This window comes from Endothiovibrio diazotrophicus (assembly GCF_054657215.1).
Genome location: NZ_BAAHXB010000014.1, coordinates 1 through 24,916, shown reverse-complemented (window position 1 = coordinate 24,916; position 24,916 = coordinate 1). Strand labels below are relative to the sequence as shown.

At 65.5% G+C, this 24,916-nt stretch carries 21 protein-coding genes and 1 pseudogene; 11 read left to right on the top strand and 11 right to left on the bottom strand.

The genetic code is table 11. The annotated features are described in order from the left end of the window. Positions 1-87 precede the first annotated feature (87 nt). The 4 genes from def to rluD form a co-directional block, all read right to left on the bottom strand. Positions 88-591 (bottom strand): peptide deformylase, encoded by a 504-nt coding sequence (gene def / locus ACYQ2W_RS05925; RefSeq protein ID WP_459864210.1) that lies wholly within the window; start codon positions 589-591, stop codon positions 88-90. Between the two features lie 40 nt (positions 592-631). Next, positions 632-1,156, bottom strand: coding sequence for a glycine cleavage system transcriptional repressor (locus ACYQ2W_RS05920; protein WP_459864208.1), 525 nt, complete (start codon positions 1,154-1,156; stop codon positions 632-634). Positions 1,157-1,350: 194 nt separating this feature from the next. After that, a complete protein-coding gene (gene pgeF / locus ACYQ2W_RS05915; protein WP_459864206.1) occupies positions 1,351-2,088 on the bottom strand; it encodes a peptidoglycan editing factor PgeF in 738 nt (245 codons plus the stop codon). A gap of 493 nt (positions 2,089-2,581) precedes the next feature. Further along, positions 2,582-3,556: a 23S rRNA pseudouridine(1911/1915/1917) synthase RluD gene (rluD, locus tag ACYQ2W_RS05910; RefSeq protein ID WP_459864204.1), complete on the bottom strand. Its 975-nt coding sequence runs from the start codon at positions 3,554-3,556 to the stop codon at positions 2,582-2,584. 155 nt (positions 3,557-3,711) lie between these two features. Here rluD and ACYQ2W_RS05905 point away from each other — a divergent pair, with 155 nt between their 5' ends. Both ACYQ2W_RS05905 and ACYQ2W_RS05900 read left to right on the top strand, forming a co-directional pair. After that, the gene (locus ACYQ2W_RS05905; RefSeq protein ID WP_459864202.1) at positions 3,712-4,536 is read left to right on the top strand and encodes an outer membrane protein assembly factor BamD; all 825 of its coding nucleotides are present in this window, start codon (positions 3,712-3,714) and stop codon (positions 4,534-4,536) included. Positions 4,537-4,582: 46 nt separating this feature from the next. Beyond that, complete coding sequence (locus ACYQ2W_RS05900) at positions 4,583-5,104, top strand: nitroreductase family protein (protein ID WP_459864200.1); 522 nt, start codon at positions 4,583-4,585, stop codon at positions 5,102-5,104. A 151-nt stretch (positions 5,105-5,255) separates the two neighbouring features. Here the strand turns inward: ACYQ2W_RS05900 and ACYQ2W_RS05895 are convergent, their stop codons facing one another. Beyond that, positions 5,256-6,434 carry a flagella assembly protein FlgT middle domain-containing protein gene (locus tag ACYQ2W_RS05895; RefSeq protein ID WP_459864198.1) on the bottom strand — a complete coding sequence of 393 codons (1,179 nt, stop codon included), beginning with the start codon at positions 6,432-6,434 and terminating at the stop codon, positions 5,256-5,258. A 283-nt stretch (positions 6,435-6,717) separates the two neighbouring features. On the opposite strand from ACYQ2W_RS05895, the gene ACYQ2W_RS05890 reads away from it, so the two are divergent. Continuing rightward, entirely contained in the window at positions 6,718-7,407 is a 690-nt protein-coding gene (locus ACYQ2W_RS05890) for an MlaC/ttg2D family ABC transporter substrate-binding protein (protein ID WP_459864196.1), read from the top strand. A gap of 264 nt (positions 7,408-7,671) precedes the next feature. On the opposite strand, the gene ACYQ2W_RS05885 is transcribed toward ACYQ2W_RS05890, so the two are convergent. The 3 genes from ACYQ2W_RS05885 to ACYQ2W_RS05875 all read right to left on the bottom strand — a co-directional run bounded on the left by ACYQ2W_RS05885 (position 7,672) and on the right by ACYQ2W_RS05875 (position 12,737). After that, on the bottom strand, positions 7,672-9,912 hold the full coding sequence (locus tag ACYQ2W_RS05885) for a hybrid sensor histidine kinase/response regulator (protein ID WP_459864194.1): 2,241 nt from the start codon (positions 9,910-9,912) through the stop codon (positions 7,672-7,674). 182 nt (positions 9,913-10,094) lie between these two features. Then, positions 10,095-11,753 carry a methyl-accepting chemotaxis protein gene (locus ACYQ2W_RS05880; RefSeq protein WP_459864192.1) on the bottom strand — a complete coding sequence of 553 codons (1,659 nt, stop codon included), beginning with the start codon at positions 11,751-11,753 and terminating at the stop codon, positions 10,095-10,097. 102 nt (positions 11,754-11,855) lie between these two features. Continuing rightward, positions 11,856-12,737 carry a phosphate/phosphite/phosphonate ABC transporter substrate-binding protein gene (locus ACYQ2W_RS05875; RefSeq protein ID WP_459864190.1) on the bottom strand — a complete coding sequence of 294 codons (882 nt, stop codon included), beginning with the start codon at positions 12,735-12,737 and terminating at the stop codon, positions 11,856-11,858. 985 nt (positions 12,738-13,722) lie between these two features. On the opposite strand from ACYQ2W_RS05875, the gene cysC reads away from it, so the two are divergent. Both cysC and ACYQ2W_RS05865 read left to right on the top strand, forming a co-directional pair. After that, positions 13,723-14,445 carry an adenylyl-sulfate kinase gene (cysC, locus tag ACYQ2W_RS05870; protein ID WP_459864188.1) on the top strand — a complete coding sequence of 241 codons (723 nt, stop codon included), beginning with the start codon at positions 13,723-13,725 and terminating at the stop codon, positions 14,443-14,445. A gap of 93 nt (positions 14,446-14,538) precedes the next feature. Continuing rightward, positions 14,539-15,615, top strand: a complete 1,077-nt coding sequence (locus ACYQ2W_RS05865; RefSeq protein WP_459864186.1) for a sulfotransferase — start codon at positions 14,539-14,541, stop codon at positions 15,613-15,615. A gap of 32 nt (positions 15,616-15,647) precedes the next feature. Here the strand turns inward: ACYQ2W_RS05865 and ACYQ2W_RS05860 are convergent, their stop codons facing one another. Beyond that, positions 15,648-16,400 carry a Crp/Fnr family transcriptional regulator gene (locus ACYQ2W_RS05860; RefSeq protein WP_459864184.1) on the bottom strand — a complete coding sequence of 251 codons (753 nt, stop codon included), beginning with the start codon at positions 16,398-16,400 and terminating at the stop codon, positions 15,648-15,650. Between the two features lie 214 nt (positions 16,401-16,614). Here ACYQ2W_RS05860 and ACYQ2W_RS05855 point away from each other — a divergent pair, with 214 nt between their 5' ends. The 4 genes and pseudogenes from ACYQ2W_RS05855 to ACYQ2W_RS05840 form a co-directional block, all read left to right on the top strand. Next, positions 16,615-18,174, top strand: a complete 1,560-nt coding sequence (locus tag ACYQ2W_RS05855; RefSeq protein WP_459864182.1) for an SLC13 family permease — start codon at positions 16,615-16,617, stop codon at positions 18,172-18,174. A 398-nt stretch (positions 18,175-18,572) separates the two neighbouring features. Next, positions 18,573-20,981: a DUF3604 domain-containing protein gene (locus ACYQ2W_RS05850; protein WP_459864180.1), complete on the top strand. Its 2,409-nt coding sequence runs from the start codon at positions 18,573-18,575 to the stop codon at positions 20,979-20,981. Between the two features lie 343 nt (positions 20,982-21,324). Beyond that, positions 21,325-22,182, top strand: a complete 858-nt coding sequence (locus tag ACYQ2W_RS05845) for a PA4780 family RIO1-like protein kinase (protein ID WP_459864178.1) — start codon at positions 21,325-21,327, stop codon at positions 22,180-22,182. Beyond that, positions 22,179-22,313: pseudogene (locus ACYQ2W_RS05840) on the top strand (AbrB/MazE/SpoVT family DNA-binding domain-containing protein); the annotation flags it as partial. The gene ACYQ2W_RS05845 and the pseudogene ACYQ2W_RS05840, both read left to right, overlap by 4 nt. A 48-nt stretch (positions 22,314-22,361) precedes the next feature. On the opposite strand, the gene ACYQ2W_RS05835 reads toward ACYQ2W_RS05840, so the two are convergent. Both ACYQ2W_RS05835 and ACYQ2W_RS05830 read right to left on the bottom strand, forming a co-directional pair. Next, positions 22,362-22,892, bottom strand: a complete 531-nt coding sequence (locus tag ACYQ2W_RS05835; protein WP_459864176.1) for a hypothetical protein — start codon at positions 22,890-22,892, stop codon at positions 22,362-22,364. Positions 22,893-22,898: 6 nt separating this feature from the next. Next, the gene (locus tag ACYQ2W_RS05830; protein WP_459864174.1) at positions 22,899-23,192 is read right to left on the bottom strand and encodes an SPFH domain-containing protein; all 294 of its coding nucleotides are present in this window, start codon (positions 23,190-23,192) and stop codon (positions 22,899-22,901) included. Between the two features lie 104 nt (positions 23,193-23,296). Between ACYQ2W_RS05830 and ACYQ2W_RS05825 the strand changes: the two genes are divergently transcribed. Together ACYQ2W_RS05825 and ACYQ2W_RS05820 are read left to right on the top strand one after the other, a co-directional pair. Further along, positions 23,297-23,575, top strand: a complete 279-nt coding sequence (locus tag ACYQ2W_RS05825; RefSeq protein ID WP_459864173.1) for a hypothetical protein — start codon at positions 23,297-23,299, stop codon at positions 23,573-23,575. Between the two features lie 25 nt (positions 23,576-23,600). Then, positions 23,601-24,752 carry an EAL domain-containing protein gene (locus ACYQ2W_RS05820; protein WP_459864171.1) on the top strand — a complete coding sequence of 384 codons (1,152 nt, stop codon included), beginning with the start codon at positions 23,601-23,603 and terminating at the stop codon, positions 24,750-24,752. Positions 24,753-24,916: the final 164 nt, after the last annotated feature.

Sequence of the window (24,916 nt, the reverse complement as noted above, 5' to 3'; positions counted from 1 at the left end):
ATTATTTCCATCTTATCTGCGCCCATCTGCGTTAATCTGCGGTTCATCTGCTCTTGCTGATTCAGTGCTGAACCGTTGCGGAAAGGGCTACTGGTAGACCTTTCGCTGGAACAGGTCGCTGCGGCGGGAGACCAGACGGTCGAGGAAGACGATGCCGTCGAGGTGATCGAGCTCGTGCTGCACCGCGCGCGCCTCGAAACCCTCCATCTCGTAGCGCTGCGGCTCGCCGTGCTCGTCCAGCGCCTCCAGCACGATGGCGCTGGCGCGCATCACGTTGCCGGTATATTCGGGCACCGACAGGCACCCCTCACGCCCCTTCTGCCACCCCTCGTATTCGACGATCTCGGGGTTGACCAGCACCATCCGCCCGTGGTGCTTCTTCACCTTCTTGTGGCCGCTCACGTCGACGATCGCCACCCGCTGGAACCACCCCACCTGGGGGGCGGCGATGCCCACCGCGCCGGGTCCCGCCAGGCGGGTCTCCTCCAGGTCGGCGAGCCGCCGGCGAAATTCGTCGTCGAACCGCTCCACCCGCTCCGAGACCTGTTTTAGCCGCGGATCGGGGACGGTCAGGATTTGCAAAATAGCCATGATGATTCACCCGCCGGGGAGCCCGGCGGTTCTCCGTTCCTCAACCGATCAGGGTGTCGATCTCGTAGATGCTCGCCTCGATGCCGCCGTGCTTGACGGTCTCCAGGGCCGAACGCAGCGGCTCGATCCCCTCGCCGGCCACCCCCTCGATGTGCAGTACGTAGACCGGCTTCTCCTCGCTGCCGGCGACGTCGGACTCCAGATCGGTGATATTGAGCCCGCTCTCGGCCAGCGCGCCGGTCACCTGGGCGACGATCCCGGCACGATCGGCGCCGTGGACGGTGATCCGTACATCGGGTTCGATGTGGCGGTGGAGACCACCGGCCATGGCGTCGAGATGGATATGCAGACCAAGGGAGTGGGCCACCGGTCGCACCGCCTCCTCCACCGAAAGGGCTCCATCCTCCGGACGGACCATCATCAGAATGGTGAAACTGCCACCGAGCCGCGCCATGGAGGCCTCACCGAGGTTGCACCCCCCCTCGAACAGGGCATGGGCCACCTTCGCCACGATCCCCGGCCGATCCTCACCGACCAGGGTCAACATGTACCACTTCTTGCTCACCGATCACTCCTTCAACTTGGAGGTCTACCCGTTTGACCACGGAAAATTGGGGCGGGTGGTGCGAAACACAAGGTTCCGTCGGGTGCCGTGCAGCCCGTCATCGCCGGCCGGATCGCCCGCGATTCGACACGAAGGGCACGGAGAAAGAGGCACGGCCCAAGCCCCAACGACCTCCGTGGTTAAAAAAACAACGATCAACGCGACTCCAGCCAGATCAGGCTCGCCATCCGACCGGTGCGGCCGTCGCGACGGTAGGAGTAGAACCGCCCGGCGTCACGATAGGTGCACAGCCCGCCGCCGTAGACCTCATCGATGCCGATGCGCGCCAGCCGGCGGCAGGCCAGGTGGTAGAGATCGGCCAGCCAGCGCCCCGCGGGCGACGGGCGGAACGCCCCCACGCAACCGGGATCGTCGGCGAGGAAGGCGTCGCGCACCTCGTCGCCCACCTCGAAGGCGGCGGGCCCGATCGCCGGCCCGAGCCACGCCATCAATCCCTCCCCAGGGCGTTCCAGACGGGCCACCGCCGCCTCGACCACTCCGTCGAGCAGGCCGCGCCAGCCGGCGTGAACCGCCGCCACCCGTCGCCCCCGAAGGTCGCACAGCAGCACCGGCAGGCAGTCGGCGGTCATCACCACGCAGACCACCCCGGAAACGGTGGCGAAGGCGCCGTCGGCCTCGCACCCCGGCGCCGCGGCGGCCGCATCAACGATACCGGTACCGTGGATCTGGTTGAGCCAACACGGCTCCGCCGGCAGCCCCAGCGCCTCGCGCAACCGTGCCCGATTGACCGCCACCGCCCGCGGATCGTCCTCCACGTGGGTGGCCAGATTGAACGAATCGTAGGGGCGCGCGCTGACCCCGCCGAGGCGGGTGGTCACCGCGGCCCGCACGGTGGCGGGGGCCGGCCAATTGGGGAGCAGGAAGTCGTTCATCGGTGTCAGATGTCAGAATATCAGGGTGAGTTAGATCCGGCGCCCTGCCGACTTCAACCGGAGCCACCCCTGGTTACCACGCTCTGCGTGGTAACCTCGGCCTCCACGCCGGCAGCGGAGCCTAGGAGCCTGTCGGACTATGGGGGATCGAGTCGCGGGAGTGGGAGGGCGGCCCCAATTTTTCGAAAATTCGAGGAGAATAGTGAGCTATTTGACGAGGATTTTCGAAAAAGTGGGGCTGCCATCCCGCTTTCGCGGCCGATTCATCCATAGTCCGACAGGCTCCTAGCCTGGACGCTCCGCGTCGACGCCGTCACCGCAACCACCATGGCTCAAGTCAGGACGCAGAGCGTCCAAGGTCGCCGGTTACGACGCAGAGCGTCGTAACCAGAATAACCAGAATATTGCGACGCAGAGCGTCGTAACCAGAATCCTCGCCGCCCCGACCCCGCCGCCCCTGTATACGCCGCCGCAGTAGCACCAGCCTACCGTCTCAGTCATGCTCCCCGGCGTCGGCCCGCAGCGCCTCGATCAGCGCCACCATGTCCGCCGGCAACTCCGCCACCCACTCCATCGCCTCACCGCTGCGCGGATGAATCAGCCCGAGACGGGCAGCATGCAGCGCCTGGCGCTTGAACCCGCGCAACACCCCCTTCAACGCCTCCGAACAGCCGGCGGGGAGCTTCAGCCGCCCACCGTAGACCGGGTCCCCCACCAGCGGATGGTGCAGGTGGGCCATGTGGACGCGAATCTGGTGGGTCCGCCCGGTCTCCAGATGGAGGGTGAGCCAGGTATGCCCGCGGAACCGCTCGGTGACCCGGTAGTGGGTCACCGCCGGCTTCGCCCCCGCCGCCCCCTCCGGCAGCACCGCCATCCGCTTGCGGTCCACCGGATGGCGGCCGATCGGCGCCTCCACCCGTCCACCGCCGCTGAAGCCGCCCACCACCACCGCCTCGTACTGGCGCTTGACGGTGCGCGCCTGGAGCTGCTCCACCAGGTCCTTGTGGGCTCGCAGCGTGCGCGCCACAACCATCAGTCCGGAGGTCTCCTTGTCCAGACGGTGGACGATCCCCGCCCGCGGCACCGCGGCGAGCGCCGGATCGAGATGGAGCAGACCGTTCTGCAGGGTGCCGTCGGGGTTCCCCGCAGCCGGATGGACCACCAGCCCGGCGGGCTTGTGGATCACCAGGATCGACTCGTCCCGGTAACGAACATCCAGCTCGATCGGCTGTGCAGTGCAGCGCGTCTCCTCCTCCAGCCGCACGGTCAGCGCCACCGCCTCGCCGCCGTACACCTTGTCACGGGGCCGCGCCACCTGCCCATCAAGGGTCACCGCCCCCTCTTTGATCCACTGCTGGAGGCGGCTGCGGGAAAAGTCGCCGAACAGCTCGGTCAGCACCTGGTCGAAGCGGCGACCGGCGGCCTCCGCGGGAACATGGACCACTCGGGTCTCGGAAGATTCAGACATCGTGCTCCTCGGCAAAGGGGGTGGCGCCCGGCACCCGTCCGGCACCCGTCCGGCACCGGCTCGGCCCGCGGCGGAAGCCCGCGGGGGCTGCCCACCGCCCGGGAACCTGTTACCATCCCGAGCGGTAAAAATTGAACGGAACAGGATACCCCAACGTGACCACCTGGTTCAGAAACCTGCTGCTGATCGTCACCCTCGCCGCCGCCGCCGGCTGCTCCCTGCTGCCGGAGGAGGTCGACAAGACCAAGGACTGGTCGGTGCGCAAACTCTATTCCGAGGCGAAGGCGTCACTGGACGAGGGGGACTACGAACAGGCGGTCAAATACTACGAGCTGCTGCAGGCCCGCTTCCCCTTCGGCGTCTACGCCCAGCAGTCCCAGGTCGAGCTGATCTACGCCTACTACAAGGACGGCGAGCCGGAACTGGCCGTCGCCGAGGCGGACCGTTTCATCAAGATGCACCCCCGCCACCCCCACGTCGACTACGTCTACTACATGAAGGGGTTGGTCAACTTCAACCGCAACTATGGCCTGATCGAGCGCTACCTGCCGATGGACTCCTCCCAGCGCGACCAGGCTGCCGCCCGCCAGTCGTTCTTCGATTTCCAGACCCTGGTGAAGCAGTTTCCGAGTAGCAAGTACGCCGAAGACGCCCGCCAGCGGATGATCTTCCTGCGCAACAGCGTCGCCCGTTACGAGGTCCACGTCGCCCGCTACTACCTGCGCCGCGGCGCCTACGTGGCCGCCGCCAACCGCGCCAAATACGTGATCGAGAACTATCAGGGGGCCGACGCCATGCCCGAGGCGCTCACCGCCCTGGTGATTGCCTATCGCCTGATGGAACTGCCGGAGCTGGCCGAGGACGCGATGCGCGTGCTCAAGCTCAACTACCCGGACAGCCCCGGCATTGCCGAAGCGGAGGCGGCCCAGCCGGGCGAGCGCTATCAGACGACCGAAGACCACCCCTGGTGGCAGCTCTAAACAATCGTAATAACAAGGCCGGCGATCCGGCAGAAGGGGACCAACGATGTGGGACTTTTTTGAAACCGTCCGTCACCGCCACTCCGTACGCCTCTACCAATCCGACATGCCGGTGGAGGCGGAGAAGCTCCATGCGGTCCTGGAGGCCGCCTGTGCCGCGCCCTCCGCCGGGGACCTGCAGGCCTACCGGATCATCGTGGTGACCCGTGACGAGGAGCGTCAGCGGCTGGCCCGGGTCGCCGGCGACCAGCCCTTCCTCTCCCAGGCCCCGGTGACCCTGGTCTTCTGCACCGACGCGGCCCGTTCCGGCGAGCGCTACGGCGAGCGGGGCGAGAAACTCTATGCCGTACAGGATGCCACCATCGCCGCCGCCTACGCCCAACTGGCAGTGGTCGCCGCCGGCATGGCCTCCACCTGGGTCGGCTACTTCGACAACGCCGAGGTGGCCGAGCTGCTGGAGCTGGAGCCGGGACTGGAGCCGGTGGCGATGCTCGCCGTGGGGTACTCCGCCGAGCTGCCGGAGCCGACACCGCGACGCCCCATGGACGACGTCGTGCACCGCCGCTGAATTTTCCCCCCGCCGACAAAAAGCGGCCCTTCCGGGCCGTTTTTTGTCGGCGGGGGGAAAATTCAGTATGTGGATGGGAAAGCTGGAATTGGCGATCCCCGTAACCCACCGGGCCGGCACATCGGCAGCGCTCCGTCCGGCGCGCGTCCAATCAGGGTTCGCGGACCAGGTCGCCGGGGCGGATGGCGTTCTCCTGGCGGATTCGCCCGATGCTGAACCCCGGTTCGCTTTTCACCACCGTCAGGGTGCCGGCGGGGACCTCCTGCAGCGTCGGGGCACCGGCGCCCGCGGCGAAGGCGTCGCGGGTGGTGATCAGCGCGTTGAACCGATCCCCCTTCTTCACCGCTGCGTCGAGGCCGGCGTCGATGTAGATGTCGTCCCCCTCCACCCGCACCACCCGCGCCATGAACGGGCGGCAGGCCAGGGCGAAGTCGACCGTCAGGGCGGCGTGGCGCAACAGACGGTCCACCGCCCGGCCGAAGTCGCTGTCGAGGAAGGCGCGACTCAGTCCGCTCGGTGAATCCGTCTCCAGCAGCACCTCCCCCGCCGCTTTTTCGCGAAAGGTCCGGTCCTCCAACAGGGCGCCGCTGGCCGCATCGTAGACCATCACCTCGAGCTCGATCGTCCGCGCGTCGTCCCCGGTGGAGAATGGCTTGTCGCCGATCGGGGTCTCGTATTCGTAGTGGGTACCGTATTCGATGGCGGCGTCGCGGATGATCCCGGCGACCACCGCCTGCACCCCCTGCTCCTCGCCGATGGCGGCAATCACCGCCGGATCCACGGCGGCGCGGTTGAGGGCACGACTGCCATCCACCACCCCCGTGAAGGGGTGGCGCGGCGCCAGCTCCGTCACCCGGTAGAGCCGCTGCTCCTCCAGCCGCCGACCCAGCTCCCGCGGCACCCCCTGTTCCAGGAAGCTCACCTCCCGCCGCCGCCCCTGGGCGACGCGCACCATCGGGAAGGCGGTCACCGCCACCTTCTTGCGGTAGTGGGAGAGCTGCTCACACTGCACCCCAGTGCCCACGTCCAGCTCCACCACCAGGTAGACCCAGTCGCCGGCCACCTCCTGGGAGACGATCCGATACCCGGTCCCTTCCATCGGCAACTCGCCGGAGCCCCGCGTCACCTGCATCAGCCGCGCCGCGCCGCTAACCGGCCCCAGCTCCGAGGCCCGTACCACGGCGTCCTTCAGCGCCGCCCGCCGCGCCTGCTCCAGGTCCCAGGAGTGCACCGGTGCCTCCCCCCCGATCTCCACCAGCGCCGCGCGAGACACCATGGCCGGCAGCATCAACGACAACAGAAAAAACAGGTGCAGAAAGAGACGTGACATGGCGTGACCCGAACGACGGACCCGGGGCGGGCCCTATGTACCAAAGATTCGACCGTGGGGAAGTATGCTTTAACGGGAGATATCCCGAAAGCGGGCCCGACCCTCACCCCCTGCGCACCCGACATCCCCCACCCCGCGGAGCCGAAGCCGCGCCACCCTGGACACGCCAACGATAAGCAATTGATTATATTGATATATCCAAACCTACAAGCCGCTCCAACGATTGTTTACCATCGGCTCTCACCCAACCGAACAACGACTCACCCTCGACAGGAGTTCACCGATGAGACCCACCGCCCGCGCCCTGGCACTTCCCCTGCTCTGCGCCTCCATGGCCCTGTCCGCCAACCCCTACCCCGCCGGAAACCCCGGCCCCTACTTCCAGCCCGCCCCGTCGGCAGGCTATCGCCCGGCTCCGTTCGCCTCCCCCGCGGCACCGGCTTTCCAGCGACGCTCCGCGGAACAGGCGCCGGCCTGGATCGTCCGCGAAGGGCTGGGAAAACTCGACGCCTTCCTGCGCAGCGGGGAAGCGGGCGACCCGGCCGTGGTGGAGACCTACCTGGCCCGCGAGATCGCCCCCTATTTCGATCTGGCCTACATGAGCCGGTGGGCCGCCGGCCCCCTCTACCACCGCCTGTCACCCGAACAGCGAGTGACCCTGGCGAAGGGAATCGGCGAACTGTTCTTCCGCAACATGGCCACCCATCTGGCCGGCTATCAGGGCGGCGAGATCCACTACCTCCCGGGCGCCGATCCCCGTAGCGGAGAGACTACGGTGCGCGTCCAGGTGGGCGGGACGGATCGCCCGCCGATACGGATCGACTTCCGGATGTATCGCAGCGACGATGGCTGGAAGGTGTTCGACGTCCAGGCCAACGGCCGCAGCGCGGTGGTCCACTACCGCAATCTGCTCGCCAACCTGACCCGTCAGGCGGGCGTCCAGGGCATGCTCGAGCGCATCGCCTCGCTCTGAGGACTTAGCGCCCGCGAAGGAATAACTCCCTGTTTTGGGACGCCGATCCGCGCCCCCCGGCGGCGTTGCGCAAAGCGCTGCATACAACGGGTAGCGCCCCTTTGCGCGCCTTGCCGGACGGGTGTCTCGACGCCCCAAAACAGGAAGTTATTCTTTCGCGAGCCCTTAACCTAAACACGGAAAAAGAAGCACGAAAAGGATGAGATCGGCGTCCGAACTCCCCACATGACGCACCAAGACCTTTTTCCTTCGCGCCATCATCGTTCAGGCGGCCGCGAGCGTTCCTCTGGCGACTTGGTTGATGCTCTCGAGTAAGGTCTTCTTGCTGATCGGTTTGCTCAGGTGCGCGTTGCATCCAGCCGCAAAGCTCTTCTCCGCATCGCCGTTCAACGCGTAGGCGGTCAACGCATAAATCGGAACCGGGTCGATCCCCTGCTCCCGCTCCCACTGGCGAATCACCCGGGTCGCCGTATAGCCGTCCATCACCGGCATCTGGATATCCATCAGCACCAGATCGAAACAGGCCCGCTTGCGCATCTCCACCGCCTCATGACCGTTGCGCGCCACCTCCACCTGGTGGGGCGTCGAACGGAGAAACGACTGCAGCAGGATGACGTTGTCCTCGGCATCCTCCACCAACAGGATGCTGAGTGGATGACCGTCCGCCCGGCGCCCCTCCCACGGGTCATCGCCGCTCGCCGCAGGCGCGGCGACGGGCGCCGCGACGGGCGTCTCCTCCAGCGGCGCCTCGGCGACCGCCAGATCGAGGGTGAGATGGAAGGTGCTCCCTTCCCCCTCGCGGCTCTCCACCCAGATACGCCCCCCCATCCGCTCCACCAGCTCGCGGGTGATCGCCAAGCCGAGCCCGGTCCCGCCGTGGCGGCGGGTATGGGAACCGTCGACCTGGGTGAAGCTCTCGAAGATCCGCTGCTGCTGATCGTCGGGGATGCCCACGCCACTGTCCTGAACGCTCAGCAGCAAGCGCTGCCGCCCGTCCTCCCCGTCGGCCACCGAGAGGCGGGTGGTGACCCCCCCCTCCTCGGTGAACTTGATGGCGTTGCCGACCAGATTGACCAGGATCTGTCGAACCCAGCGGGCATCCCCCTCCACGTAGCGCGGCGCCCGCGGATCGATCTCGTAGCCGAGGTGGAGGCGCTTGCGCCCGGCACCGGCCCCCAACACCTCGTTGGTGGTGGCGATCAGTTCGTACAGGTCGAACGGCTTGGCAGTGAGGAGCAGTTGGCCGGCCTCCATCTTCGCCAGATCGAGCACGTCGCTGATCAGATCCAGCAGCGTGTTCCCGGCGTGGTGCATGATCTCGACGTAGCGCCGGTGCTCACCGCCGAGTTCCGCCTCCCCCAGCAGTTCGCTCATGCCGATGATCGCATTGAGGGGCGTACGGATCTCGTGGCTCATCACCGCGAGGAATTCACTCTTCGCCTGGTTCGCCGCCTCGGCGAACTCCTTGGCGATCTTGAGCTCCCGCTGCGCCTTCTTGCGCTGCTCGATCTCCTCGGTCAACTTGTGGGCCTGCACCAGGATCCGGCCGGAGAGGGGGCGCAAACGGAAATAGGTACCGAAAGTCCCCAGGAGGATCAGCGCCGAGATCGCGCCGATGATCCACCAAACCTGATCCGCCACCTTCCCGTAGAGCTCCTGCGCCTCCATCCGCACCACCAGATGCCAGGGGAGCCCCCCGATGCGAACGGAAGCGACCACATACCGCCCCCGGTCGGAGTCGATCCGAGCCACCGATTCCCGCCCACTGCCGACCATCGTGCGGGCACTGGCCTCGAACCCACTATCCACCGACCCCAGCGACACCCCCGCCGGGGTGCCCTCGGCGGAACGCAGATAGCGGCCATCCCCTTCGCCGCGGTCGACATAGATCTCCACCGAACCGGTGCGGCCGAGGCCGTCGTTGTCCCTCAACACGGAACGCAGGCCGTTCATACGAAACAGTACCAGATCGGTACCGACCCGACGATGCTGCCGCCCGAGGATGGGAGCACTCCCGAGCAGCAGATCCTCGCCCTCCACCCGGACCGGACCGGACACCCGCACCCGGGGCTCCAGACCGCGCCGCCACAACTCTTCGGGAATCGGCGTACCGACGCTCAACGCCTTGCGCCCCCGTGCATCCAACCGGGTGATCCCGATCACATGCTCGGAGTTGTTCAGCGCATCACCGAGAATTGGCGCCAATTCACCATGGAATGCCTCGACCGAAAGGGTCCCCCGGTTGTAGGCATCGAGGATTTCACGGGCCCGCGTGCGGCTGGCAATCTGGGCGGAGACGTCGGAGAGGCCCGCCAAATAGGTCTGCACCGCCACCGCACGGGTGTTGGCGGCGAACAGCAGGGTGCGCTCCTCCATCGACTTCATGCTCAGGTAGAGCGGATAGATGCTGATGACGGCAACGATGGAGCCGGTCAGCAGGATCCCTACCGCAGCGGAAATCGTAATGGTCCGCTGCATGCTGCTCAGGAGGTTGTGCCTTCTCATCGCCCGTGTCCCATAACGCCTACCTTCCCAACCAAACGTTTTTCCCGGGCCCTAACGCAACGGACCCCGACCGACCGCCACTACCGAGGCGATCACCCGGGGCCCGCACAATCCAACCTCTTCGGCTAGCACGCCCGCAGCCGAATATCGGCGGATGTTGTCGATAATCGGCCTCTGGCGTACTAAATCTTGAATTGCGCCATGACCCCCTGCAGCTCCGCGGCCAGTTTCGCCAGGTCGCCACTGGAGGTCGCCGTCTGTTTTCCGCCCTCGGCGGTCTCGGTCGCGATCTCGTTGATGTTCACGACGTTGCGATTGATCTCCTCGGCCACTGCGGTCTGCTCCTCCGCCGCCGAGGCGATCTGCAGGTTCATGTCGGTGATCGCCCCAACCGCCTTGGTGATGTTGGTGAGCGACTCAACCGCCCGCTCCGCCTCGGTCACACTCTGCTGGGCACGGGTGCGCCCCTCTTCCATCACCGCCACCGTCTCCCGGGTGCCGGCCTGGAGCTTGGTGATGATCTCCTTGATCTCCTCGGTGGACTGATGGGTACGCTGGGCCAGCGTGCGCACCTCGTCCGAGACCACCGCGAAGCCGCGCCCCTGCTCGCCGGCCCGCGCCGCCTCGATCGCCGCATTGAGCGCCAACAGGTTGGTCTGATCGGAGATGCCCTTGATCACCTCCAGCACCATGCCGATGTTCTCGCTGTCGTGTTCGACCCGCTTGATCACCTCGGAGGCCCGCTCCACCTCGCTCGCCAGCGCGTTGATCGAACGGGTCGCCTGCACCACCACCTCCTTGCCGGCCGCCGCCTCGCCGCTGGCGTTGCTCGCCGCCTCCGAGGCGACGGTGGCATTGCGCGACACCTCCTGCACGGTGGCGGTCATCTGGTTCATCGCCGTCGCAACCTGATCGGTCTCGGCCTGCAGCCGGCTGATCCCCGCGCTCCCCTGCTCGGCGATCGTCGACATCTGCTCCGACGCCGCCGCCAGTTGGGTGGTGGCCCCGGAGACCTGAGTGATGCTGGAGTGGATCTTGTCGAGGAACTCGTTGAAGTAGCTCGCCAACCGATCGATCCGATCGTTCCCGTTGACCGGGACACGGTGGGTCAGGTCACCGTCGCCGGCCGCCACATCCCGGAAGCGCTCCTCCATGTGCGCCAGCCGCACCTTCACCATGACGTTGAACAGCACGAACACCAGGCTCGCCACCACGATCGCGATGATCACCAGGATCACCGCCATGCTCAGGGTCGCGGCCGACAGCGCATCGGCGATGGAGCCCTGCATGGACTGGAGGCGCTTCTCGTTGTCTCCCTCCAGCTGGGCCACCGCCTGCTTGGTCTGGTTGTTGTTGAATCCGATCTTCACCGAGCCCATCGCCACCCCATCGGTAGCAATCGGCGCAGTGACGAAAAGTTCGTCAGGCACCGCCGCCTGGTCGCCGGACTCCACCAGCGTTTCACCCTCGGTAGAGAAAAAACCGACGTAGGAGACGTCCGGATCCTCCAGTACCACGGTGGCATACTGAAGCAACGCGCCGAAGTCGTACTCGGCGATCGCCGTCGGCGCAATGGAACTGAGGATGCTGCCCAGACGGGTGATCTTGAATTTGGTGGTCGCCTCGGCACGCGACGTCTGGGTCCGGGTGAGCTCGCCGATCATCTCCTCGGTGTCGTCACCCATCTGGTGAAAGGAGGACTTCTGCTGGCCGAGCAGGATCGCCGCGGCGATGACGAAAGAGGCGGCGAGCGTCAAGACCAGGGCGAGGGTGAACTTGCCCTCGATGTCCATCGACGAAAAAAGGCCCTTTCCGGTCTGCTTGGAGCTGCTGTTGTTCATAGGTTGTTGGTGTCTCGTCGTTAGCCTGCCGATTCCGAAACGGACAAGCGCCCGCCGCCACAACGGGCGACGGACGCGTCTCCAGGCCCCGGCCCCTGCGGATCAGCCGCCGTAGGGGGGAAGCCCCAGGTCCTTCAGCGCCTTCTTCAGGCCCTCGAGGCTGAGCGGTTCGACGAAACCGACCAGCTTCGCCTTCTTCGCCGCCGGGTCATCGGCACCGAGGCCGAGCAGCGCGGACTTCACCGCATCGGCAACGGCGGGATCGGCGTTCGCGCCCGCCATCACGGTCCACGACGGATAGAGCACGGTGCTATGTACCGGCGCGTAGCCGTCACCGCTCTGCTGATCGATGATGGCGTAGTCGGCGATCTTGACCTTGCCCTCCTTCTCCAAGGTCTCCAGCAGGCCCGACTTGACGAAGCCGCAATCCATCACCCCGGCCTTCACCGCCAGCGCGATGTCGTCCTGCTTCTTGGCCTCCTTGAACACCGCGAAATCGGCGTGGGGATCGACCCCCTTCTCCTTCAGGTGGGCCACCTGGAAGACATAGGCGGCCGCCGACTTCTTGAACTTGTAGGCCATCACCTTCTTGCCCTTCATGCCGGCGGCGTCGGTGATCCCCTTACCCTTGTTGCACATAATCACGCCGGCGAACTGGGCACCCGACTTGGTCTTCATGGTCGCCAGCGGCTTGGCGCCGGACTTCTCCTCGAGGATCACCGCAATGGTCGGGTTGCTGAGGACGAAGTGGACGTCACCGCCGTTGAACGCCGACTCGGTCTGGTCGGGCTTGAGCGGAACGATCTCCACCGATTTGCCCAGCTTGCCGGCGAGATACTTGCCGAGCTCCTCCCACTGGGCCTTCGCCTTGTCGGCGCCGCGGGATGCCTGCACACCGAAGTTGACGTCGGCCGCCTGGGCGACACCGGCCATCATGCTCAGCGACATCGCACCGGCGGCAATCAGCATGGATACGCGCTTCATTCTTTCTCCTTCCTATCGTTTGTGAATTGATGTGGTCGTCAAGAAAACCTGGTTTGTGATCCTGAACGCGTCAGGCGATCGAAACATAATAGAACGGCCTGCACATATCGTGTAAACATACAACCCGTTGCTTCGGGATGCTGCCAACCTCCGCCGCGCAAAACGGCGCCTCCGCACCACCACCCCGATCGATCCGTCGCACCTCATCAAGTCCTTGTATGCATGAGTAGTTTTGCGACATTTTCGGACACCCCGAAGTACGTCACTGTTCTGTCAAACAACTTGGCAACGAGTATGAATAGTGGCCCCCGGAACGTCAAACAACCCCCCGCCACCGGACAAGCCGGCACGCGGGGGATGAGAACCGCTTCCAACAGAATCGCCGACAACCGCACAGAACATAAAATAGATTAAAATCAATAAAATAGAAAAAAATACGCAACCGATGATTAATATAATGGATATATTGATTGTAATATTTATCCTACACTGAGTCAGAAATAGTCCATTCGATTTCCGAATTTTGCCATAGGGAAAATCACCCGACTTCAAATCGACGAAAATCGCCTCGCCTTCTGACGTCGTGACGAAGAACTACGCGTAATCACTTAGTCCAACCGGAAAATTCCTCCCTGACCGCTCCGTAGCACCCCAAATACCGCAATCTATACTTTATATAAGCAGCGGTAAAAAAATCGCCAACCCATGGATCGATTCCGTCAAGAAAACTTCAAGAGTTCGCCATCAAGCGATCAATGATTCGTAAAAATCCGAAAATTCCTAAGAATTTTCCTACAACACCCCCCCCTGCTGTGTAATATAATTCCCACGCATCAGGAGATTGTTCTTACGCAGACTACCGAATATCCCTTAGGTGGTTGCACGAAAATTACTGACACTCTCCTGAAACCGAGCCACCCCGAATTTTTGCCGCCCGTCCGTTGCGGGCCAATCGAAGCCACCTTTAGCAAAAGGAGTTTGTTCCATGTCCAAGCCCACCACCCCCTACACCGTCGTCGACACCGCCGAGAAGAGTTCCAACACCGTGTGGCACAACGCCACCGTCACCCGCAAGGACCGCGAGCGACTGAACTCCCACGGCAGTGCCGTCCTCTGGTTCACCGGTCTCTCCGGCGCTGGCAAGTCCACCCTGGCCAACGCCGTCGAGGAGCGCCTCCATCAGATGAACTGCCGCACCCACGTGCTGGACGGCGACAACGTGCGCCACGGCCTCTGCTCCGACCTCTCCTTCTCCGACGAGGACCGGGTGGAGAACGTCCGTCGCGTCGGCGAAGTCTCCAAGCTGATGGTCGATGCCGGCGTGATGGTGCTCACCGCCTTCATCTCTCCCTTCCGCTCCGACCGCCAGCGTGCCCGCGACATCATGGGCGAGGGCGACTTCATCGAGGTCTTCTGCCACGCCGACCTGTCGGTGTGCGAGAGCCGCGACGTGAAGGGCCTCTACGCCCGTGCCCGCAAGGGTGAGATCCCCCACTTCACCGGCATCTCCTCTCCCTACGAGACCCCGGAGAACCCCGAGATCGCCGTCGACACCGGCGCCAAGCCGCTCAACGAGTGCGTCGATCAGGTGATCGACTACCTGATCGCCAACGGCTATCTGCAGCCCGCCGAAGATCAGTGCGTCGCCCTTGCCCCGCTGCCCCAGGAGGAGATCGCCCCGGGCCGGCCGCAAGCCTACGCCAACTGACCCTCCAGACGTCCCGGGCGGGCCCCGCGTGAAGCGGTGAGCCCGCCCCTTTCGTTTCGCCCCCGATCCGCCTTGCCCCAAAGGAATGACGCCATGACCACCACCCCCAACCGTCCCCGCGCCATCACCATGGTCCCGCTGCGCCGCTGCGGCAGCCATGCCCTGCGCCTGCGCCTGAACAAGAGCCCGGAGTTCTACTCCCCCTACCCGCTGCATCTGTGCGACTTCATGCCGCTGGTGGACCAGCACTACGGCGACCTCTCCGACGACAACCTCTACTTCCAGCTGATCCGCGACGTGATCGGCTTCCAGGATGCGCTGATGGTGAAGTGGAAGGACGTCAACTTCGACCCGGTCGACATCTTCAATGCGACCAAGGACGTGCCCAACCGCTCGGTCCACACCATCGCCTGGGAGATGCTCAGCCAGGCCGGCGAGCAGCACGACGCCTCGATCGTCATGGACAAGTCGCTGGACAACATCCACTACGCCGCCGAACTGATCGAGACCCGCCCCGACATGCTGTTCCTCAACGTGGTGCGCGACCCCCGCGCCCAGGTCGACAGCATGAACCGCGCGATCATCTACGACTTCGACTACCTGCTGAACGCCCAGCGCTGGGTCGCCGCCTTCGACAAGATGCGCGAGGTGGCCGAGCAGTACCCCGAGCGCGTGCTCACCGTGCGTTTCGAGGACTTCCTCAGCAATCAGGAGGTGGTGCTGCGCAAGATCTGCGAGTTCATGGGCATCGAGTTCCTCGACTCCATGTGCGACATCTCCGACTCCAGCGAGGCGCGCAAGCTCTCCCACCTCTCCAGCCTGTGGGAGTCCAACTTCTCCGCGCCGATCGCCGCCAATGCCGACAAGTTCCGCAAGAACATGACCGACGACGACATCCGTATGATCGAGTCGATCGCCAAGGATCACATGCAGCACTACGGCTACGAGTTCATGACCGACGCCGACCTGGAGATCACCGAGGAGATGGTCGCGGCTGCCGAGAAGCGCAGCGCGGAGAACAAGCGCGCGGCGTGGACCACGCTGAAGGAGACCCAGCCCCGGGACTTCATCCTGCGCACCTTCCGTGCCGACTACATCAACATGGTCAAGGAGCGGCTGGAGAACCGTCCCTGGAAGAGCGCGGCGCAGCCCCTGCGGGCGGCCAGCTGAGTCGGCGACGGCCCGCCCGCCGATACCGCAGATCAGCGGCGGGTCGTCATCCGCGGGACCGGCGGCAATACCGCTTCGGCGCTCAACCCGTGGAGGCGCGCCGGATCGTGGAGCCACAGACGGCGGCGGCGCACCGAAAGCAGTCCCAGCCGGCGCAACCGGCTCATGTGGCCGCTGACGCTCTGACGCGAGGCGCCGACCATGTCCGCCAGCTCCTGGTGGGTCAGCACGATCTCCAGCGAGACCCCCACTGCCTCCGGCCGGCCGTAGGTCTCCGCAAGACGCAACAGCAGCTTGCACAGGCGCTGCGAAACGGTGTCCGCCACCATGTCGGCGAGCACCTCCGAGAGCAGCCGCATGCGCCGGGAGAGGATCTCGATGAAGCGCAGGGAGACGCTGGGATTGGCGGCCAGGAAGGTCTTGAACGCGGAGTGGCCAAGGGCGATCAGGCGGGTATCGGCACACGCCTGGGCACTCACCTGGCGCCGCCCCGCCCCGGTCATCTCGGCGAGACCGAACACCTCGCCGGGGAAACAGTACCAGAGGGTCAGCTCCCGCCCGGTGGGTGAGAGCTTGTAGATCTTCACCTTGCCATGCATCAACAGGTAGAGGTTGGTGCAACCGTCCCCGGCGCGAAAGATCTGCTCTCCCTTGTTGAAGGCGCGCGGGCGACCGAGCACCATCAGGCCCCGCTGTTCGGCGGCGGTCAACGCGGCGAAGAAGTCCCGCGTCGGCAGTGGTAGTGGCTCGAGCCGGCCACTCGTCTCGTCCCATCGTTCGCCCATCCCGGGCACACTCCCTTACTTGTCCAAACGGTCGTTGTAGCCGGATTGTCGCCCAGGCGACAGATTTCGCGCAACGCCTCCCACTATAACGAAACCGTCATGCGGCCACCGGAAGGCCGAGCGCGGTCGGAGAGGGAAACAAACCCCCAGCGGCAACGGACAGCGACCCAGGAAGGGACTTGACCCACCCATCACCAATGCGGAGGGGACGCCCATGGAAACAGTCGCGCAGTCCGACGGCAACGGACTCATTGCAACCCTGACCGGGAACATCCGCGCCTCCGGCCGCTCGCCGGGACGGGTTCTCGGCGGCTTCATCGGGGCCTGGCTGGCCTTTTTCTCGATACTCTGGCTCTTGCCGATACCGGAGGGTCTCAACCCCAACGGCATGGCGGTGCTCGCCGTGGTGGTCTGGGCCAGCATCATGTGGGTCACCGAGGCGATGCCGGTGGGCATCACCGGCATCTCGGTACCGACGCTGCTGATCCTCACCGAGGGCATCCCCTGGGTGGAGAAGAAGGGCAAGCTGGTGCCGCCGATGGAGACGGTCTTCGCCGGCTTCACCAAGCATGTGGTGTGGCTCTGCCTGTTCGCCTTCCTGGTCGGCGCGATCATGCAGCTGATGAAGCTCGACCGGCGCATCGCGCTCGGCATGCTCGACAAGATCAAGGCCTCCAACGTCGGCCGGGTGATCTGGGGCATGTTCGGCGTCAACGTCATCCTCGCCTTCCTGATCCCCGCGGCCAACGCCCGCGCCGCCACCCTGCTGCCGGTGGTCAAGGGGATCACCGACCTGCTCGGCGACTCCGACGCGGAGAACGAGGCGAAGAAGGCGATCATCATCCAGTCGCTGGTCTACGGCACCATGATCTGCGGCGTCTTCATCATGACCGCCCACCTGCCCAACCTGATCATGGTCGGACTGTTCAACAGCAACGGCTTCGAAGGGCTCGGCTACCTCGACTGGATGCTGCTCCAGTTCCCCTACCTGGGGATGTTCGTGCTCACCCAGTGGTGGGTCCGCTACCACTTCAAGACCCGCAGCGTGGTGATCCAGGGCGGTCACCAGGCGATCCATGAGCAGCACATGGAACTGCCCCCGATGGGGCGGACCGAATGGACGCTGATCGCCATCTTCGCCATCGTCGCCCTGCTCTTCATGATGGGCAAGGGGAGCCCGATCTACGAACTGCACAAGTTCCAGCTCGGCATCATCGGCCTGGTCGGCATCCTGCTGCTGTTCATCCCCGGCCTGTTCCCCTTCAAGTGGAACGAGATCCAGTCCCACACCATGTGGGGCACCTTCCTGCTGCTCGGCGGCGCCATCACCCTGACCGCGGCGATGACCAAATCGGGGCTCGCCGACTGGCTCGCCGACGGCATCCACGGCGCGGTGGTCGGCATGCCCTGGTGGGGCGCGATCCTCGCCCTGATGGCCGGCACCCACCTGATCCGCATCGGCATGCTCTCCAACGTCGCCGCGGTGGCGATGCTCGCGCCGGTGGTCTTCGCCATGGCGCCGAACCTGGGCCTCCACCCCGTCGCCTTCACCCTGCTGGTATGCGACACCGACACCTACGCCTACCTGCTGCCGACCCAGATCACCGCGGCGGTGATCGCCTACGGCTCCGGCGTCTTCTCGGTGACCGACTACGCCAAGGCGGGCTGGGCCTGCATCCTCATCGCCATGGCCTACGGCCTGCTGGTGATGGCCCCGTGGTACGCCTTCCTCGGCCTGCCGGTGTGGGACCCCGCCGCCCCGTGGCCGTTCTGAGTACCATAAACGACGCGCTCGTGATCAACGCGAAGGACGCGGAGACGCAAAGGCGCGGAGAAAGACGATAGGGCGGACCGTGCCCGCTGACGTCACGTCGACGAACCGACACGCCCTATACCGGAGCCCCTCTCAACCGCCCGTGTTCAACGCAGAGAACGCAAAGGCGCAGAGGACGCAAAGAACTATAGGGCGGGCTGTGCCCGCCGACGCCGTATCGACGAAGTGACACGCCCGCGGCGCGTACGGCGTTTCCTATATGAAAACCCTTCCTACCAACGCGGACAAGCAGCGGCACGAAGGCCCGGGACGCAATGAATGAAGAGACCCGCTTCTCCGCGTTCTCTGCGCCTCCGCGTCCTCCGCGTTATTCACACCCAAGCTTGGAGAACCGAAGAATGAAGACCATGACCCCCGAAGAGTTGAAGGAAAAGCTCGGCGACTACATCGCGCCGAAGGGGCTCTACGCGAAGACCAAGGCGATGTCCTTCCTCGGCCACGTCACCTGCAACATCGAGGAGCTGGAGGCCGGCTCCTGGCAGGAGATCGTCCTCGACTACGAGGTGGGCGCCTCCGGCATCGCCGACGGCGCCTGGATCAAGGCCACCTTCAAGTTCTACTCCGACTGGGCGCTGTTCCAGACCGTCGACCCGATGGGGGCCAACTACGTCTCCGCCGAATACCAGGCCGGCCCCCTGGCCGAGGGGCAGAGCCCCGCCACCGTCCAGTCGCTGAAGGTGCGCTTCGACCAGAAGGGCCACGAGCGCCCGTTCCAGAAGGCGGTGATCGTCGACACCGTCGACGGCTTCCTCAAGCCCGGCGACCACATCATCATCCGCCTCGGCGACCGCCGCCACGGCGGCCCCGGCACCCGCGTGCAGACCTTCGTCGAGAAGGGTTTCCGCTTCCGCTGCTACATCGACCCGCTCGGCACCTCGCGCTTCGCCCCAATCCCCGGCGACATCGTCATGGACGTGGTCCCCGGCGCCCCGGCCAAGATCGAGATGACCGGCCCGCGGCTGGCCCGCACCAATGAATCGATCACCCTGCGCGCCCGCGCCGAGGACGCCTGGGGCAACACCTGCTTCGACCGCGGCGAGAAGATCCACCTCAGCGCCACCCGCGGCGGCAGCCCCGTCTTCGAGCGCGAGACCACCCTCGACGCCGAAGGGTGGGCAGTGGTCAAGATCGACGACCTGCCCACCGACCAGGAAGGCGAGCTGGCAATCACCGCCACCCTCCCCGACCACCCCGCCGTGCCCCCGGCCCACTACTACATCACCCTCGACGAACACCCCGCCGGCACCCCGCACGCCCCAGACCTCGGCCGGCCGTACTTCGGCGACCTCCACGTCCACTCCGACGACACCGTCGGCACCAACGACACCGTCTACAACCTCACCTACGGCCGCGACGTCGCCGGCCTCGACGTCCTCGGCTACACCGCCAACGACTTCCAGATCACCAAGGCGCGCTGGGACGCCGCGGTCGAGCTGATCAACAACCAGCTCACCAAGGATCACGAATTCGTCTGCTTCCCCGGCACCGAGTGGTGCGGCAACTCCTGCGCCGGCGGCGACCACAACGTGGTCTTCCTCCACGGCAACACCCCCGAGTTCCCCTTCGACAAGGAGGGCAACGTCTGCCGCAGCTTCGAGTGGAACGAAGACATGGTCGGCGACACCATCCAGTCCGGCGCCTGGCCGCTGGACGAACTCTACGCCACCTACATCCACGACCCCGAGGGGCACCTCTTGATGCCCCACGTCGGCGGCCGCCGCTGCAACCTCGACTGGCACCACCCGGTACTGGAGCGGCTGGTGGAGATCGAATCGGCCTGGGGCCACTTCCCCTGGCTCTACCAGGAGACCATGGCCCGCGGCTACAAGCTCGGCGCCTCGGCCAACGGCGACGAGCACCGCGGCCGCTGCGGCGGCGGCGTCCCCGGCACCGCTGTATTCGGCACCAAGGGCGGGGTCACCGGCATCATCGCCCCCGAGCTTACCCGCGACGCCATCGGCAAGGCGCTGCGCGCCCGCCACACCTACGCCACCACCGGCGAGCGGCTGGTCGGCCTCACCTGGAGCGGCGACAACGTCCAAGGCGACGAATTCGGCCACCAGGGCAACGCCACCATCCACTACCGTTTCCTCGGCGACGCCGGCTGGGACGAGATCGCCGCCTTCGACCACAACGGCATGATCTGGCAGCGCAACCTGCAGGAGGAGCACGGCTACAGCGAGCGCCGGATCCGCCTGCGCTGGGGCGGCGCGCGGATCAAGGACCGCTACCGCTGGGCCGCCTGGAAGGGCACCATCGAGATCAGGAACGGGGTGATCAACCAGTTCAGCGGCCAGGGCTTCGAACACACCGAAGAGACCTGCTGGCGCCACGGCCCGACCACCATCGGCTTCAAGTCCGACACCTACGGCGACGCCGACACAGTGGAGGTCGACGTCAGCAACCTGGCCCACGCCACCATCACCATCAAGGGGACCATCGACGGCTACGTCAAGGTGGGCAACCCGCTCGACGGCAACCCCTTCGTCCACTGCCCCGAGTTCGAGTGGACGATCACCGGTGAGGAACTGTTGAAGGGCGGCGCGCTGCGCAAGGAGCTGGGCGGCACCGAGCTGTTCCTCGCCCTGGAGCGGATGAGCGACCAGCCGATGCCGCGGGATGTGGACGGCAGCATCGAGGTGACCCCGGAGAACGGGCCCCATGGTTTCCGGCCGGTCTATCTGGCGGGGCGGCAGGTGGACGACGGCAAGGTGTGGACCTCCGCGATGTTCATCACCTTCTCGTAAAAAGCTGGCGCTTTTTACGAGTATTGCGTGGCTATGTCTGAGTTGCCTGTAGCGACATCCGTCGAATGTAGGAGCGGCCCCTAGGCCGCGATGGCGCCGTGTCCGTTCCTACCACTTGCCAAGTCGAGGTGCATCACTCTCGACCTAAACGCCCTTCCTACAATGAATCGCGGCGCTAGCTATCGATCGCAACACGTAATTCAGGCATAGCCTATTTGTTGGCAAAGTGAACGGCGGCCCTGCGGGCCGCCGTTCTCGTTGTGAGGTGCGGTTTTTTGGGGAATCCCCGTGCCAACCCACACGGTGATTCCAACGTCTCTTCGACTCCGGTATAAGGGTGACCATGAAAATTCCCAAACGAATTCAACCGCTGGTCGAGGACGGCCTGGTCGACGAGGTGATCCGCCCGCTGATGAGCGGCAAGGAGGCCGCCGTCTACGTGGTCCGCTGCGGCGAGGAGATCCGCTGCGCCAAGGTCTACAAGGAGGCCGGAAAACGCAGCTTCAAGCAGGCGGTGCAGTACCGCGAAGGGCGCAAGGTGCGCAACAGCCGCCGCGCCCGCGCCATGGAGAAGGGCTCCAACTTCGGCCGCCGCCAACAGGAGGAGGTGTGGCACAACGCCGAAGTGGACGCCCTCTACCGCCTGGCCGACGCCGGGGTACGCGTACCCCAGCCCTACGGCTGCTTCGACGGCGTGCTGCTGATGGAGCTCATTACCGACGACGAAGGCCAAGTCGCCCCGCGCCTCAACGACGTCTCCATGTCCGCCGAACAGGCGCGGGAAGACCATGCGGTGATGATGCACTACGTGATGCGCATGCTCTGCGCCGGCCTGGTCCACGGCGACCTGTCGGAGTTCAACGTGCTGGTCGACGACTACGGCCCGGTGATCATCGACCTGCCCCAGGCGGTGGACGCCGCCGCCAACAACCACGCCCGCTGGATGCTCGAACGGGACGTCGCCAACATCACCGCCTACTACGCCCTCTACGCCCCGGAACTCAGCGAAAGCCGCTACGCCCAGGAGATTTGGGCGCTCTTCGAGGAAGGCACACTGCACCCCGAGATGGAACTCACCGGCCAATTCGAGGAGACGCTCGAAGAGGCCGACGTGGACCTCGTGCTGGAGGAGATCAAGGCCGCCTTCGCTGAGGAACAGGCGCGCCGCGAGCGGCTGCGGGAAGCCGCTGCACTGGACTGATTGCCGGCCATCAACCGGCGCCCTCCTCCTCCTCCCCGGCCGAAACGCCCTTTTTACCGCCCGTCCGCAGCCGGAAGGGACAGACCACCATTCCCAAAGAGATCCGCGACCATCTCCACCTGCACGCGGGCGACAAGACGGCCATCGCCGATGGCCGCCGGCGCCGCAGAGTGGTGCCGTCAGCGGTTCCAGTAGAGCACCGCCGCAGCCGCGGCGGCGATCACCAGGACGGTCGCGCCGATCTTCCACCAGCTCCAAGGCCGCTCCCCCTGCACCTCGCCAGTGCCGGCGTTGACCAGCACGCGATAGCTCTTCTCCCCGTACCGATAGGCGAGGATCCACACCGGCAGCAGCAGATGCTTGTAGGTGATCGGGTCGTAGGTGGTATGGACCCATTTCACCCGCTGCTCATCCCCGCCGATATCGTTGATCACGTCGTCGTGGAGTGCCCGGTCGATCCGCCGCTTTCCGGCGAGAAATCCGTCGTGAAGTTCGAAGTCGTAGGTCTGCGCCAGGTATCCCGCGAGATAGCGCTGATCGAACGGCACGACCTCGGCGAGGGGCCACGGTTCCAGCTTTTCCACGAGCTTCGCCGGCAGTCCCGCCGCGGCGACGACGAGTACGTCGTCGAAGAAACGCCGGAAACGACCCGAGGCGGTCTTGAACGGCAATACGCCGTCGACCGGGACACGGTCGTCCGCGGTATGCACATCCTCCTAGACCTCGCACTGGATGGGACTGTCGAAGCCGTGCATCCACCCGGCGAGCGTCGACAGCACCGGAACGTTGCCGGTATTCAGTAGGTGCGTCCCCGGCTCGAAGAGATCGGCGAGCTGGCCGTGGTAGACCAGCACGGCGAGCTGTCCGGGCCGCACGATCAGCTGCGCGCCCTGCTCGATCTGATTGTGGTAGCGCGGGAAGCGCCACACCAGCGTGCGGTGGTTGTCGTCGACCCACTCGACGATATCGACGAACTCTCCCCGCAGCTTGTCGAACAAACCCATAGTCATTACTCCTTGCCGATCGATTCGGTGGAACGAGGCGTTCAGGTGCCGGCGCAGTCCCCATTCTCCACGAAATCCCCTCCGCGGGGGAGTTCGCGATCCCGCTCGCAATGCTATTAATCGTCGGCGCGCTGCTCTTCTCGTCGCTGTGGATCGTCTATACCGCGCCGACGCTGTTCGCCGAGCTGCCGGTCGACGGCGTGCTCTCGGCGAGCCTCTACCGCAAGCTGCGCGGCCTCGAAACGCTACACTGGCTGGCCACCACGGTGATGCGCACCTTCTGGCCGTTCGCCCTGACGGTGCTGATCTCCAGCCTCGGCGGAATGATCCTGCAATCCCACGCGCCCGAGGCCCACTCGCTCGGCGAGGCACTGCGCTACCATCACTGAACCCTCCCCAACCGGACTCCTCCCCATGACCGACACCGTCGCCATCCTGACCATCGACATCCTTACCCACGACCGGCTGGTGGAGATCTTCGGCGACACCGCGGTCGATCGCGCGCTGAGCGATTTCGGCGACGCCGCCGACGGGCTGATCGACCGCCTGCTGGCCCAGCACGAGCTCCTCGGCCGCAACCGACGGGACGCCGAAGGGCGCTGGTCGGCCCGTTTCCGGGTGGTCGCCGGCGGCCTGCCGCGGGACGCCGCGGAGACCTGCACGGCAATCGAGGAGGCGGGCCGCAAACTGGTCCACGACCGGCTCAACCAGGTGTTCGGCGCCGGCACCGGGATGCGCGTGCCGATCCTGCTGGCGGTCCTGCCGCTGGAACCCGACGCGCAGATCGGTGACGACTGCCCACTCCCCTGGATCGAGGCCCAACTGGCCTCGCGCAGCCACCGGGCGCTGCACGAACAGGCCACGGAGTCCCCGGAAGTGGAAACGATCCTCGCCCAACGCTCGGTACGCACCGTGCTGCAACCGATCGTGCGCCTGAGCGACCGGGCGGTGGCCGGCTACGAGGCCCTCACCCGCGGCCCCGTGGGATCATCCCTGGAGTACCCCGATCGTCTGTTCGAAGCGGCCCACGCCGCCGGCCGCACCATCGAGATGGAGCTGCTGTGCGCCGAACTGGCGCTGGAGCGCACCCGCGACCGACTGCCGGATAACACCTTCCTGACCATCAACCTGGGACCCGAGGCACTGGCCCTGGCCGCCGACACCCTCCCCCTGACCGGTCGAAACGAAGTGCTGTTCGAACTCACCGAACACCTGCCGCTGAACCAGGCCGAGGGGCTGGCCGAGGCGGTGGCACGGCTACGGGCATTGGGGATCAGGTTGGCCCTCGACGACACCGGCTGCGGCTTCGCCGACCTGGACACCGCGCGGATACTCCACCCGGAGATCGTCAAACTCTGCATCACCGTGGTCCGCAACGCCGACAAGGGCACCATGTTCATCGCGCCGATCCAGGAGACCGCGCAGCAACTGGTCGACCTGGGCTGCCGGGTGCTGGCCGAAGGGGTCGAGACCGAGGCGCAGCACACCCCGCTGGCGGAGTGCCCGATCGAGCTCGCCCAGGGGTGGCTCTACGGGAGGCCGGCTCCGGTCGACGAGGTGCTTTAGGGCGACTGCGGAACAGGTGAATCAGGCGGCCGACAACCGCGCCCGCGGCTTAGCGATAGCGTAATCCGCCGGAAACGAAGGCACTTACGCCGGAATCGGCTCCGATCTGGCGGATTACGCGATCGCTAATACGCCCTACATTCAGAGAGCTGCTCTTAACTTAA

What these genes read in the sequence shown, in the direction of transcription:
- def (WP_459864210.1), bottom strand. Translation starts at nt 591, where the DNA reads ATGGCTATTTTGCAAATCCTGACCGTCCCCGATCCGCGGCTAAAACAG.
- pgeF (WP_459864206.1), bottom strand. Translation starts at nt 2,088, where the DNA reads ATGAACGACTTCCTGCTCCCCAATTGGCCGGCCCCCGCCACCGTGCGG.
- rluD (WP_459864204.1), bottom strand. Translation starts at nt 3,556, where the DNA reads ATGTCTGAATCTTCCGAGACCCGAGTGGTCCATGTTCCCGCGGAGGCC.
- ACYQ2W_RS05900 (WP_459864200.1), top strand. Translation starts at nt 4,583, where the DNA reads ATGTGGGACTTTTTTGAAACCGTCCGTCACCGCCACTCCGTACGCCTC.
- ACYQ2W_RS05895 (WP_459864198.1), bottom strand. Translation starts at nt 6,434, where the DNA reads ATGTCACGTCTCTTTCTGCACCTGTTTTTTCTGTTGTCGTTGATGCTG.
- ACYQ2W_RS05890 (WP_459864196.1), top strand. Translation starts at nt 6,718, where the DNA reads ATGAGACCCACCGCCCGCGCCCTGGCACTTCCCCTGCTCTGCGCCTCC.
- ACYQ2W_RS05885 (WP_459864194.1), bottom strand. Translation starts at nt 9,912, where the DNA reads ATGAGAAGGCACAACCTCCTGAGCAGCATGCAGCGGACCATTACGATT.
- ACYQ2W_RS05880 (WP_459864192.1), bottom strand. Translation starts at nt 11,753, where the DNA reads ATGAACAACAGCAGCTCCAAGCAGACCGGAAAGGGCCTTTTTTCGTCG.
- ACYQ2W_RS05875 (WP_459864190.1), bottom strand. Translation starts at nt 12,737, where the DNA reads ATGAAGCGCGTATCCATGCTGATTGCCGCCGGTGCGATGTCGCTGAGC.
- cysC (WP_459864188.1), top strand. Translation starts at nt 13,723, where the DNA reads ATGTCCAAGCCCACCACCCCCTACACCGTCGTCGACACCGCCGAGAAG.
- ACYQ2W_RS05865 (WP_459864186.1), top strand. Translation starts at nt 14,539, where the DNA reads ATGACCACCACCCCCAACCGTCCCCGCGCCATCACCATGGTCCCGCTG.
- ACYQ2W_RS05860 (WP_459864184.1), bottom strand. Translation starts at nt 16,400, where the DNA reads ATGGGCGAACGATGGGACGAGACGAGTGGCCGGCTCGAGCCACTACCA.
- ACYQ2W_RS05855 (WP_459864182.1), top strand. Translation starts at nt 16,615, where the DNA reads ATGGAAACAGTCGCGCAGTCCGACGGCAACGGACTCATTGCAACCCTG.
- ACYQ2W_RS05850 (WP_459864180.1), top strand. Translation starts at nt 18,573, where the DNA reads ATGAAGACCATGACCCCCGAAGAGTTGAAGGAAAAGCTCGGCGACTAC.
- ACYQ2W_RS05845 (WP_459864178.1), top strand. Translation starts at nt 21,325, where the DNA reads ATGAAAATTCCCAAACGAATTCAACCGCTGGTCGAGGACGGCCTGGTC.
- ACYQ2W_RS05830 (WP_459864174.1), bottom strand. Translation starts at nt 23,192, where the DNA reads ATGACTATGGGTTTGTTCGACAAGCTGCGGGGAGAGTTCGTCGATATC.
- ACYQ2W_RS05825 (WP_459864173.1), top strand. Translation starts at nt 23,297, where the DNA reads ATGCTATTAATCGTCGGCGCGCTGCTCTTCTCGTCGCTGTGGATCGTC.
- ACYQ2W_RS05820 (WP_459864171.1), top strand. Translation starts at nt 23,601, where the DNA reads ATGACCGACACCGTCGCCATCCTGACCATCGACATCCTTACCCACGAC.